Origin of the sequence: Streptococcus mitis, from assembly GCF_009496285.1 — a bacterium.
Lineage (GTDB): Bacteria > Bacillota > Bacilli > Lactobacillales > Streptococcaceae > Streptococcus > Streptococcus mitis_BP.
Genome location: NZ_WIJK01000035.1, coordinates 1 through 12,463, shown reverse-complemented (window position 1 = coordinate 12,463; position 12,463 = coordinate 1). Strand labels below are relative to the sequence as shown.

At 38.4% G+C, this 12,463-nt stretch carries 9 protein-coding genes, 1 pseudogene and 1 riboswitch; of the genes and pseudogenes, 1 reads left to right on the top strand and 9 read right to left on the bottom strand.

The annotated features are described in order from the left end of the window. Positions 1-162: 162 nt before the first annotated feature. The 9 genes and pseudogenes from pulA to GEZ89_RS09030 form a co-directional block, all read right to left on the bottom strand. Positions 163-2,445, bottom strand: a complete 2,283-nt coding sequence (gene pulA, locus GEZ89_RS09070; RefSeq protein ID WP_153225772.1) for a type I pullulanase — start codon at positions 2,443-2,445, stop codon at positions 163-165. A 32-nt stretch (positions 2,446-2,477) separates the two neighbouring features. Continuing rightward, positions 2,478-3,428 (bottom strand): diacylglycerol kinase family lipid kinase, encoded by a 951-nt coding sequence (locus tag GEZ89_RS09065; protein ID WP_153225771.1) that lies wholly within the window; start codon positions 3,426-3,428, stop codon positions 2,478-2,480. A gap of 3 nt (positions 3,429-3,431) precedes the next feature. Continuing rightward, positions 3,432-5,390 (bottom strand): NAD-dependent DNA ligase LigA, encoded by a 1,959-nt coding sequence (ligA, locus tag GEZ89_RS09060; RefSeq protein ID WP_153225770.1) that lies wholly within the window; start codon positions 5,388-5,390, stop codon positions 3,432-3,434. Positions 5,391-5,483: 93 nt separating this feature from the next. After that, positions 5,484-6,743 (bottom strand): nucleobase:cation symporter-2 family protein, encoded by a 1,260-nt coding sequence (locus GEZ89_RS09055; RefSeq protein ID WP_153225769.1) that lies wholly within the window; start codon positions 6,741-6,743, stop codon positions 5,484-5,486. Continuing rightward, complete coding sequence (locus tag GEZ89_RS09050; protein ID WP_311522742.1) at positions 6,743-7,324, bottom strand: xanthine phosphoribosyltransferase; 582 nt, start codon at positions 7,322-7,324, stop codon at positions 6,743-6,745. The genes GEZ89_RS09055 and GEZ89_RS09050 overlap by 1 nt, the downstream gene beginning before the upstream one ends. A gap of 76 nt (positions 7,325-7,400) precedes the next feature. Further along, a riboswitch (purine riboswitch) is annotated at positions 7,401-7,497 on the bottom strand. Beyond that, complete coding sequence (gene guaC, locus GEZ89_RS09045; RefSeq protein ID WP_153225767.1) at positions 7,490-8,473, bottom strand: GMP reductase; 984 nt, start codon at positions 8,471-8,473, stop codon at positions 7,490-7,492. Its footprint overlaps the riboswitch before it by 8 nt. A gap of 170 nt (positions 8,474-8,643) precedes the next feature. Then, positions 8,644-9,033, bottom strand: coding sequence for a 5-methylcytosine restriction system specificity protein McrC (locus GEZ89_RS09040; RefSeq protein WP_228113888.1), 390 nt, complete (start codon positions 9,031-9,033; stop codon positions 8,644-8,646). Beyond that, positions 8,945-9,780, bottom strand: a protein-coding gene (locus GEZ89_RS09035; protein WP_153225766.1) for an IS630 family transposase whose coding sequence is annotated in 2 segments (ribosomal slippage) — positions 8,945-9,462 and positions 9,462-9,780 — 837 coding nt in all. Because the reading frame shifts where the segments join, the coding sequence is not laid out codon by codon here. The genes GEZ89_RS09040 and GEZ89_RS09035 overlap by 89 nt, the downstream gene beginning before the upstream one ends. Before the next feature lie 47 nt (positions 9,781-9,827). Next, positions 9,828-10,313: pseudogene (locus GEZ89_RS09030) on the bottom strand (5-methylcytosine restriction system specificity protein McrC); the annotation flags it as partial. A 183-nt stretch (positions 10,314-10,496) separates the two neighbouring features. Between GEZ89_RS09030 and GEZ89_RS09025 the strand changes: the two are divergent. Then, positions 10,497-12,200 (top strand): thiol-activated cytolysin family protein, encoded by a 1,704-nt coding sequence (locus tag GEZ89_RS09025; RefSeq protein WP_153225765.1) that lies wholly within the window; start codon positions 10,497-10,499, stop codon positions 12,198-12,200. Positions 12,201-12,463: the final 263 nt, after the last annotated feature.

Genomic DNA, 12,463 nt, shown 5'->3' with positions numbered 1-12,463 from the left:
GATAGAGAATATCCCTTTTTATTTTGTTCTAAATTCGATTTTTGAATGGAATATCAGATGATGAGACAAAATATTTTTGAAAACAGAAAAAGACAAACACCAAAAATGACGTTTGTCTTCGTTCTGAAACTCAAGCATAAATCTTGAGTTTTGGGTTATTTTTTAGGATAAAACATTCAAGACTGCCACACTGACGTCGTCAATAACATTTTCTTGGTTAGAACGGCTATTAGTTACTAACATTTCTAGGTTTCCTGCATTTTCATAGTAATAGGAAGCCCCTTTAGCATTGAATACAACCAAGAAGTGCTCTTCAATTCCCTGAATCTCGTAGACAATCCAACCACTATTTTCAATGGCTGTATGAACAAATACATGACGGTAGACTTCTTCATAAGTAGGGTATGAAAAGGCATTGGTTTGTGTTTTAAGTCGGATAATCTGACGAACAAACTCGATACTATCTTGACGCTCATTGATCAAATCCCAGTTGACTTGGTTGACGCTATCAGGAGCATTGTAACTATTCATAGCTCGCTCACGATCTGCGTGAGTCAACTCGCCATTTTCTCCTGTAGCTACAAGCTTGGTACGGCCAAACTCTTGCCCCAACTCCATGAAGGCCATCCCTTGCATGAGAAGGTTCATGGCTGTCGCTGTTTCTACTTTCTTCATGATACGTTTTCCACTCTCCGTTGGATGAAGGGTTTTAAGCAAATCATGCAAATTGTAGTTATCGTGGGCTTCTACATAGTTAAGAACCTGATTGGGGCTGAGGTAAGAACCCAGCTCTCGGCTTCCAAGGATAGCCTTTGCGACGATCGGCTCAGTTCCAGCACCACTGACGAAACCAGATTTGATAGAGCCATAGACTTCACAACCTTTGACCGCATCACGTTGATTATCATTAAAGAATCCAATGTTTGGCAACTGGTAGGCGTTATCTTTCTTAGCCTTATCATAAGGAGCAAGACCAGTTCCCATATCCCATCCTTCTCCATAAAGGATGATTTTAGGATCGACTTCGTCCATAGCCCAACGAATCATCTGCATAGTTTTGACATCATGGATTCCCATCAAGTCAAAGCGGAAACCGTCAATATTGAATTCTTTTACCCAGTAGAGAAGAGAATCAATCATATATTTACGGAACATTTCATGCTCACTGGCAGTTTCGTTACCGACTCCTGTTCCATTTTGATAGGTTCCGTCATGGTTCATTCGATAATAATAATCAGGAACCGTTGTTTGAAATGGCGCATCCACCGTTGAGAAGGTGTGATTGTAAACAACATCCATAATAACACCGATACCAGCATCGTGATAAGCTTGGACCATTGCTTTCAAATCACGGATAGCTTGACCTGGATCATTTGGATTGGTAGACATGCTAGTTTCTGGAGCATTGTAGTTTTGTGGATCATATCCCCAGTTATAAGTTACATTTCCATTAGCTTCATATTCTTTATGACGGTCAGCGATTGGTTGTAGCTGAACATAGTTGACACCAAGTTCTTTGATGTAGTCAAACGCAGTTGACTGACCAAATTGGTTGACCGTTCCAGTTTGCGCTGCACCTAAAAAGGTCCCTCTTAATTCTGGTGTAACACCAGAAGTTTCAGACTTAGTCAAATCACGGATATGCATTTCATAGACTACAGCCTGGCAAGGATTTTCCAAGCGCCAAGTTGCTTCTGTACCATGCTTAACCTCAAAACCTTCGACATGACGATCTTGATTTGAGACAATGGCTGAACGTTTTCCATCAGGACTCGTTGCAATGGTGTAAGGATCACGAGTTAATGACTGGTGATGAGGAAAATCAATCTGGTAGTGGTAGGCACGTCCTGCTAGGCTTTCTGGGACTGTTAAACCCCAAACTCCAATGGTATTATACTTGTGGCTATAGGAATAACTATTTCCACGCTCCATTTCAAAAGTTTTAAGGATAGGGGCGTCATTGCTTGCAGATTCATAGACTACTACTTGGACAGCTGTAGCTGTTGGTGCCCATAGGCTAAAGCTTGTTTCAGTTTCAGTAACCTGACATCCCAAGTCTCCTTGATAACCCCAGTGATGGTCAAAACTAGCACTATTAATAGCCTTGTCGAAGGCAAAAGGATTTTGGTCTTTATAGTGGGGACTTGCAATGGCTGGATTTTCAGAATAATAAACAGTATCATCTCCATCCAAAATCCAAACCTCTGTCAAAAGCGGATAATAATTGAAGCGAATAGGATATTCTTTGCTGACACCATCTTTTTCAACAGTAAAAGTCATGGTCTCAAGTACCACTTCACCAGGTTGAGTCAGTGAAAATTTAGCTCCAAAATATTCTTCTTCTTTGATAAGCTCTACTGAATCCACAGGCTTTTTACTGAAACTGCAAGCATCATAGGCTTCATCCTTACGATGGTAATGAATAAGTACAGGATAATTGTACATGTTTCTCCCTAATTTCTAAATTAAATTTGATTTTATATGTTACTAATAATTTCTTGATCAAGTGCCTCACGATTCACAAAAAACTCAATGTGATTATGACATACTTCCAAATCTACTGGTGTGTCGCCACCGTATTCTCCATCAAGATTAAGCATAAAAGGCTCTTCCTGATCCAAAGTTTCAATTCGGAGTTTACTCGTTTTAAGGTATTCAACATTGACATCTGACACGTGTTGGCCTCCGTTCATGGCCTGAACTAGCAAACTCAACATATCTAGTATTTTATCCGTCTTTACCAGAATAAGCGTGAAATTGCCATCATCCAGTTTGGTATCAGGTGCGAATTGCTCAAATCCACCGATAGAATTGGTCAAGGCAACAAAGACAAGAGAAACTTCTCCTGTAAAAATTCCCCAATCATGGTAAATACGAACAGGACGGGCTTTGGATTTTGGAAACATCTCGAAGCCTTTAGCAACGTAGGCCAGATAACCCAAACGCGTCTTTAGTTCACTCGGAACACTAAAAGTTAACTCCGTAAGAGCTCCTGCCGCAGCAATATTGATGAAATACTTATCACCAAAGGCACGACCAATATCAATTTGCTTGGTTTCATTTTTAGCAATGATCTTCGCTGCAGCAACTGGATCCCCCATAGGGATTTTCAATGCTCTTGCATAATCATTGGTAGTTCCAGTAGGAATGATGGCTATCTTTGGACGATGTTCCAGAGGTGCAATTCCATTAACCACTTCATTGATAGTACCATCGCCACCAGCTACCAAAACCAAATCAAATCCAGCTTTTGCAGCTCTTTCTGCTTCTTTCTGGGCTGATAAGTATTCAGGTTTGGTCTGAAAAGCACTTGTTTCATAGCCTATACTCTCTAACACTTCTAGAACTTCTGCGATATTTTGCTTGATAATTTCCTGGCCTGAGGTCGGATTATAAATGAGACGTGCGCGTTTTTTTTCTTCTTTCATAGCTTACAAACTCTCAAGCCAAGCTTCATCACGAATCTCTATTCCCAGTTCTTGTGCTTTTTGGAGCTTGCTTCCTGCATCTTCTCCTGCTACAACAAGGTCTGTTTTTTTCGACACACTACCAGTAACCTTGGCTCCTAGACTTTCTAATTTATTTTTAGCTTCTGAGCGATTAAGACGCTCTAGCTTTCCTGTCAATACGACAGTTAAACCAGACAAGGCTGCATTTGCTACAACTGTCTGTCCTTTGTAGTCTAGATTAACACCTGATTCTTTCAATTCCCTTAAAAGGATTTCAGAACCCTCTGTAGCAAAATAGGTCTGTAGGCTTTGGGCAATGACACTTCCCAAACTTTCGATACTTGCAATTTCTTCAGGATTGGCTTGTGCTAGTGATTCGATTGAGTGGAAGTTTTGTAAAAGTAACTGACTTGCCTTACTTCCTACATGACGAATCCCCAAACCAAACAAGAGTTTTTCAGCAGAATTTTCTTTGGATGCTTGAATAGCCTGGTAGAGCTTTTGAGCAGATTTTTCCTTGATACCATCCAGCAAGAGCAAATCTTCAACAGTCAAACGATAAATATCTGCAACATCCTTAACCAAATCGGCTGCAAATAGTTTCTCAACGATTGATGGACCAAGGCCAGAAATATTCATAGCATCACGCGATGCGAAGTGCGTCAAGCCTTCCTTGATTTGAGCAGGGCATCGCGGATTGATACAACGAAGGGCAACCTCATCTTCAAAATGTAAAAGCTTACTGTCACAACTTGGACAGTTTGTTGGAATATCTAGTCTTTCCTCTGACACTCGCTTGGATTCTACCACTCGTAGAACAGCTGGAATGATGTCCCCTGCCTTATAGACAATGACTGTGTCATCCTTACGGATATCCTTTTCAGCGATATAGTCAACATTATGAAGGGTTGCACGACTTACAGTTGTACCTGCAAGTTGCACTGGAGTAAGATTAGCAGTCGGAGTCACAACTCCTGTACGGCCAACAGTCCAGTCAACAGAAAGAATTTTCGCTTCTTTTTCTTCTGCTGGGAATTTATAAGCGACTGCCCATTTAGGTGCTTTGACTGTAAATCCTAGTTGCTCCTGACCAGCTAGATCATTGACCTTAATCACAACTCCATCGATATCATAAGGCAATTGATCTCTTTCTCGACCAATTTCTTGAATAAACACCCAAACCTCATCCATACTATGAGCTAATAGACGTCTTTGATTAACCACAAAGCCTAATTGTTCTAAATGTTTCAAAACCTTCTCTTGACTATCCCGAGTTGAAGGACTAGCTTCCTGATAAAGGAAGGTTGCAAGATTACGTTTGGCTACTACTGCTGTATCTAACTGACGAAGTGTTCCTGCAGCCGCATTTCTTGGGTTAGCAAATTCTGGCTCCCCATTTTCTTGACGAGATTGATTGACCTGGTCAAAAGAAGCTCTCGGCATATAACATTCACCACGAACAGTAATATCTAATTTTTCTGGTAATGATAAAGGAATGTCTTTCACTCGTTTAAGATTTTCAGTGATGTTTTCACCGATGGAGCCATCACCGCGAGTTGCCCCAGTAACAAAAATTCCCTGCTCATAAGTCAAGGAAATCGATAAACCATCAATCTTCAACTCACAGATATAAGTGACATCATCCAATTCTTTACGAACACGCGCATCAAAGGCATCCAGTTCTTCACGTGAAAAAGCATCCTGCAAACTATAGAGAGGATACTGATGACTATATTTCTCAAACCCATCAAGAATCTTTCCACCTACACGATGTGTCGGACTTTCTGGTAAAACTTGGTCAGGATGAGCTTTTTCTAACTCTACCAATTCACGATAAAGACGGTCATACTCACTATCAGATACAGATGGATTATCACTTGTATAGTACTCTGTCGCATAGCGATTGAGCAGTTCAACGAGCTCTTTCATTCTTTCATTCATAGAACCATTTTACCATAAAAAGGACTCTATAAACAATACTCAAGCTCTAAAAAAGAAAATGAGAAGGATATTTCTATCGCTTCTCATTTATTTTTATTTTTTACGATTCAAAATAGCATTCAAGACGATGGCTACTGTACTTGCAATGACAATACCATTTGAGAAGAACATTTGTAATTCAGTCGGTAAAGTATTGAAGAGATTGCTTCCGTTTAATCCCACTCCAGCAGAAATAGAAACTGCTGCAATGAGGAAGTTGTGTTCATTGTGTTCGAAGTCTACACGCGCCAAGATTTGCATCCCTTGTAGCGAAACAAAACCAAACATGACGAGCATAGCTCCACCAAGAACAGGGCTTGGAATAATCTGTGCCAAGGCACCGAACTTAGGCAAAAGACCAAGTAAGATAAGGAAACCAGCTGCATAGTAGATTGGCAAACGAGTACGAATACCTGAAAGTTTCACCAAGCCTACGTTTTGTGAAAATCCTGTATAAGGGAAGGTATTGAAAAGTCCACCAAGTAAGACAGCAAGACCTTCAGCACGATAACCATTGCGGAGACGAGTGCTATCGATTGGATCCTTGGTAATATCAGAAAGGGCAAGATAAACACCAGTTGATTCTACCATAGATACAGTAGCGATAATACACATCATGACAATAGATGAAATCTCAAACTGTGGAGCACCAAAGTAAAATGGAGTTGGGATATGAACGAGTGGAGCTTCTGCTACCGGTGAGAAATCAACCAAACCCATTGTTGCAGCGATAATGGTACCTACAATCAAACCAATCAAAATTGAAATAGATTTGATAAATCCTTTTGTAAAAATATTAACCAAAAGAATAATGAGAACTGTAATCATTGCCAAAGCTAAACTTTGTCCAGTAGGTTTTTCAACATTATTTCCCATATTTCCAATAGCAACTGGAATCAAGGTCAATCCGATAGTTGTGATAACAGAACCAGTTACGATAGCAGGGAAAAGATTGGCAACCTTAGAGAAGATACCTGAAATTAAGATGACATAAATCCCTGAAGCAATCAAAGCTCCAAACATAGCACCACTACCATGACTCTGACCGATCATGATAAGAGGAGCAACAGACTGGAAGGCTACCCCAAGAACAATAGGCAGACCGACACCAAAATGTTTATTGAGTTGCAATTGTAAAAGAGTTGCAACCCCACACATAAAGATATCTGTTGAAATAAGGTAGGTCAACTGTTGAGCTGAATACCCTAAAGCACTTGCAATCATGATTGGTACCAGGATTGAACCTGAGTACATGGCTAACAAATGTTGCAAACCAAGAACGGCTGCCTGTGAGTGGTTTTCCTGTTGCTTCATTAGATATCTGCCTCCTTGAAGATAACTTTTCCATTTTCAAAACGCTCTAATCGCGCGAGTGATACTACTTGATGACCTGATTTTTCTAGCAGTTCACGACCATCTTGGAAAGATTTTTCAATCACAATTCCGATAGCTTCAACTCTAGCACCAGCCTGTTCAATGATCTGAATCAAACCTTTAGCTGCTTGACCATTAGCCAAGAAATCATCAATAATCAATACTTTATCTTGAGGAGATAAGAACTTACCTGCAATGGACACGGTACTAGTTACTTGTTTAGTGAAAGAATAAACTTCAGCAGTCAAAATTCCTTCATTCATAGTAATATTTTTTGCCTTCTTAGCAAAAATCATGGGTACATCTAACTGTTCTGCCACATAAAGGGCTGGGGCAATTCCAGATGCCTCAATGGTTACGACTTTGGTAATACCAGCATTTTTAAAATGTTCTGCAAAGGTGCGACCAATCTCGCGCATCAACTTGTAATCAACTTGGTGAGTCAAGAAAGAATCCACCTTAAGAATATTCTCACCAAGAACGTTTCCGTCCTTTAAAATTCGTTCTTCTAATAATTTCACAATAACCTCCGAAATAAAAAGAGACTTACCAAGTAAGCCTCTGGGAAACAAAGAAATAGATTCAACACCTATCCTTATATCTCTGCAGCTTACTCATTGTTAGGTATTTACGGTACCTTGTAGAAACGCCACGCCAATTCGCAGCATAAATAAGTAATCATATTTTTAGTGAGCATCTCCATTCCAGATAGAGTTCTTCACAATCACATAATCTACATGTCTAAGATCAGCTACCTTTCGACCTCCAGCATAAGAAATCGAACTTTGCAAATCTTGTTCCATCTCAGTTAGGGTATCTTGTAAATGTCCTTTGGCAGGAAGAAGAATTTTCTTACCTTCGACATTCTTATAGGCACCTTTTTGGTATTCTGAAGCGGAACCATAGTATTCTTTAAATTGTTTACCATCGACTTCGACAGTTTTACCAGGGCTTTCTATATGGCCTGCAAATAAAGAACCAATCATAACCATACTTGCACCAAAGCGGATTGACTTGGCAATATCTCCGTGTGTACGGATACCACCATCGGCAATAATCGGTTTACGCGCAGCTTTAGCACACCAGCGAAGGGCCGCTAACTGCCAACCACCAGTACCAAAACCTGTCTTGACCTTGGTGATACAAACCTTCCCTGGACCGATTCCAACCTTAGTCGCATCCGCACCAGCATTTTCAAGTTCACGAACTGCCTCGGGAGTCCCAACGTTACCAGCGATTACAAAAGTCTCTGGCAATTCTTTCTTGATGTGCTGAATCATTGAAATCACGCTGTCCGCATGACCATGAGCAATATCAATAGTGATGTACTCTGGGGCATCTTCCTTTAATTGACTCACAAAATCATACTCGTAGTCTTTAACACCTACTGAGATTGAAGCAATCAAACCCTGATCGTGCATACGTTTGACAAAAGGAATGCGTCCTTCTTCATCAAAACGATGCATAATATAGAAATAGCCACCCTTAGCAAGTTGTTCAGCAACATTTTCATCTAGGATTGTTTGCATATTGGAAGGAACAACTGGTAATTTAAAGGTATGCTTCCCTAAAGTTACCTGCGTGTCAGCCTCTGCACGACTTTTAAGAACACACTTGTTAGGGATTAGCTGAATATCTTCATAGTCAAAGATCGGAAATTCGTTTAACATATTTCTCTCATTTCTCTTGTTTAGACCTTCCTAAAGTTAGGAATAGTCTCGTCTTTTCCAGACAATTACTCTAACAAGTTTACAATAATGTCCGTTTTTTGTCAATTGTAATGACCGAAAACAAATAATGTTCGTGTTTATAATTCTTGATTTAGATAATAAGTAGACATTCACCCTGTATTTGTCTTACCTTTCAAACACTTACCTAGATTTTCGATAAAGACTTTTTCAGAGGACTCAATCCTCCTGACAAAATCTTCATAACTTTCGGCTTGTCCAGGAATTTGGATAGACCATTTTTTCAACTGGGCTCCATAACCTGCTAGCTTTCCTATCTCATTATCAACAACCTTGTCCTCGCTTGGAAAAACAAGACCAGCCTGCTCAGCTTCTAAAATATAAGAATAAGAAATCAGCTGGAACAAGTCCTCACGGTTAATTCCTTTTTCAGTAAATTCTAGTTTTTTATAGTCAATTGAAACAAGAATAGGATAAAAAAGCCTCGAAAAAAGTATTACAACTTGGTAATACCTTTTTGATATGAGCCCATGTTTTCTCAATAGGATTGTACTCAGGTGAGTAGGGAGGAAGTGGTAAAAGTTTATGCCCAAATTCTTCACATAAGAGCTCTAGCTTACCCATTCTATGGAATCTTGCATTATCCATAATAATAACTGATGGTGTGTTTAATGTTGGTAAGAGAAACTTCTGAAACCAAGCTTCAAAAAAGTCGCTCGTCATCGTCTCTTCGTAAGTCATTGGAGCGATTAACTCACCATTTGTTAGCCCTGCAACCAGTGAGATCCTCTGATATCTTCTTCCAGATATTTTACCTCTTATCAACTGACCTTTTAATGAGCGACCATATTCTTGATAAAAATAAGTATCGAATCCTATTTCATCAATATAAACAGGTGCTAGATGCTTTAAACTATTAAATTTTTTAAGAAATAAAGCTACTTTTTCTGGGTCTTGTTCATAGTAGGTGTGGTTCTTTTTTTTCGAGTGTATCCCATAGCTTTGAGAGCATAGTGGATAGTAGTTGGATGACAGCCAAATTCAGAAGCTATTTCAGTCAAATAAGCGTCTGGATTGTCAGTAAGATAGTTTTTAAGTCTATCTCTATCAACCTTTCTTGGTTTTGTTCCTTTTACTTGATGGTTTAGCTCTCCTGTTTTCTCTTTTAGCTTTAACCAGCAATAAATGGTATTACGTGAGATTTGGAAAATGTGTGATGCTTCTGTTATACTACCTGTTCGCTCACAATAAGCGAGAACTTTTTTACGAAAATCTAATGAATATGCCATAAGAAGATTATACCACATTATGTACTGTTTTAGGTTCAATTGACTATATATTTAGCATCTAAAACTGTTCTTAGTTCTCTATTATAAAAATCTGGGAAAACTTTTCGTTTACGATCAGAAAATACCGAAATACCGTCCGTCTTATCCTTATTTCGTGGATGGATGAACTCTTTTAGCAACAAAGTATGAACATACTCTTACCAAAGCCAAGCAGCATCAAAAAGAATACCATGGATTTTTTGCTCTTGATATCCTAAACCATGCTTTTCTCTATTTAGGATCATCAGGCAAAGCTCTTGCAATTTTCTGTACTCTCGAAAGTATGCATGACGAAGAGGTTTGGTTTGATTTAGTCTGATAATCTTAGCACGAGCAGCTAATTTATAAGAGGGCGTTACTCGTACGATTTCTGCCACATTTTCACGACTAATAGAGAGATTATCAAGAACTCCCCTCCCTATACTTTTCTGATTCTTCATGTATTCAATTGTATGACGGATCAGCTGCATGAGTGGATTATCATAGGTGAATTCTCAAGTAAAGAAAAATTACACTAAAAAGCTAAAATCTTCGAAACAAAATTAAACATATATAAAGATATGTCTAATTTCCGCAGAAAACGATTGCATAAGATTTTTATTTCTGCTAGAATATTTTTATCCCGAGAAAGCGCATTCAAGAGATAATAAAATGAAATAATAAACTAGGAGCTTTATATGATTCAAAATAATCTTGAAAAAGGTTTTCGTTATTCTATCCGAAAACGTAGCATTGGTGTCTGTGGTGTAGTTATTGCAACTTTTTTATTAAGTACAGCTTCGATTATTCAAAATAATACTGTAAAAGCTACTGAACCCTCAATTTCAAGTAGTTCTAATCCAAAAACAGAACCTACAGTAAACGAACAAGAAAGTACTCCAAACCTCAATTCAAAAACCGAAGAAAAAGATGCCACTACTGTAACTGAAGCACCAAAAGCAGATGTTATGGAAAACCTCATGAGATCTACTAATCAGGCAGATAAGGACTTGAATAAATATCTTTTCGGATTAAACTACAACAAAATTGATATTTTAACTCGTAGAGGTGAAGCAATCGAAAATTATTCAAATACATCTTCAAAACAACAAGGGAATGAGTTTGTTGTAATTGAAAAAGTGAAAAAGAGTATTTCTAATAATTCAGCTGATGTTTCAATTAACGGTAATAGCGACATCTTCTTAGGCGCTTTGTTCCGAGCAGATCAAGGGTTATTAGAAAATAAACCTCAACTTGTTAGTATTGATAGAAAACAGGGTAGAATCAGCGTGGACCTTCCAGGAATGGCTGGATCAGATAGCTATACTGATGCAAACACAACAGTCAGTGGTATGCAGGAAGGAATTAACACTCTGGTAAATAGATGGAATGCAAATTATGCATCAAGTAATCCTGCACCTGCTCGTATGCAATACGATTCTACTTCAGCATATAGTATGAATCAACTAAAAGCAAAATTTGGTAGCAACTTTGAAAAAATTGGGGTTGATTTAAAAATTGACTTTGAAGCTGCACAAAAAGGTGAAAAACAAATTGAAGTTGTCGACTTTAAACAAATTTACTTTACCGCTAACTTTGATGCACCAAAAAATCCTGGAGATGTCTTTGGTGATAATGTAACAGTCAACGATTTACAAGATCGTGGCTTGGATGAACAAACACCTCCTGTTTATGTTTCTAGTATGTCTTATGGCCGTCAAATGTATGTTAAATTTGAAACAACAAGTACAAGTACAGAACTTAAAGCAGCTATAAATGCTGTCATTAAAGGGGTGCCTATTAACCCTGAATCTGAATGGGCTCGTGTTTTGAAAAATACTTCTGTAACAGCTGTTATTGTTGGCGGTAACGCTGATGGCGCTGCTCGAGTAGTTACTGGAACACCTGAAGATCTCAAGAAATTAATTCAAGAAGGAGCTAATTTTAGTACACAAAATCCTGCAGTCCCTATTTCTTATAAAACTGCCTTTTTAAGAGATAATCAAGTTGCAACAATCCAAAACAGTACTGATTATATTGAAACTAAAATTACCTCTTACAAGAATGGCTATCTCAATTTGCAACATAAGGGTGGATATGTCGCTCGTTACTACGTTTACTGGGACGAAGTCACATATGACGAAAATGGAATTGAAAGCATCCGCTCTCGTGAATGGGAAGATAATGGAAAAAATAGAACTGCTGGTTTCCAAACTGAACTACAATTTAGAGGAAATGTTCGCAATCTTCGCGTAAAAATTCAAGAAAAAACAGGTCTTGCTTGGGAACCTTGGAGAACAGTTTATAATCGTACAGAATTGCCTTTAGTTCAAAAACGCACTATTATCAATTCAGGAACCACACTAAGACCAAAATATAGTGAACAAGTTGAAAATAACTAATAAAATCGTTAAAATGTAGAGTATCATTATTCATCAAATATCATTTTGAACCTTTCTGAATTTAAGATAACTCTATTCGATAACTTATACAATAAAAGGAAAACATCTTTTCATGAGATGCTTTCCTTTTTGTTTTTTTGGCTCATTGTCAACTGTAGTGGGTTGAATAAAAACTAACATCTGGAGAGGACAATTGATGTCCTCTTCATTTTTATATTCAGAGCGATGAAAATTCGTTTCTTAAAGTTGTCAAAGTTCCGAAA

Bases quoted from the DNA above. Each gene is read 5' to 3' on its own strand.
- pulA (WP_153225772.1), bottom strand. From the start codon at position 2,445: ATGTACAATTATCCTGTACTTATTCATTACCATCGTAAGGATGAAGCC.
- GEZ89_RS09065 (WP_153225771.1), bottom strand. From the start codon at position 3,428: ATGAAAGAAGAAAAAAAACGCGCACGTCTCATTTATAATCCGACCTCA.
- ligA (WP_153225770.1), bottom strand. From the start codon at position 5,390: ATGAATGAAAGAATGAAAGAGCTCGTTGAACTGCTCAATCGCTATGCG.
- GEZ89_RS09055 (WP_153225769.1), bottom strand. From the start codon at position 6,743: ATGAAGCAACAGGAAAACCACTCACAGGCAGCCGTTCTTGGTTTGCAA.
- guaC (WP_153225767.1), bottom strand. From the start codon at position 8,473: ATGTTAAACGAATTTCCGATCTTTGACTATGAAGATATTCAGCTAATC.
- GEZ89_RS09025 (WP_153225765.1), top strand. From the start codon at position 10,497: ATGATTCAAAATAATCTTGAAAAAGGTTTTCGTTATTCTATCCGAAAA.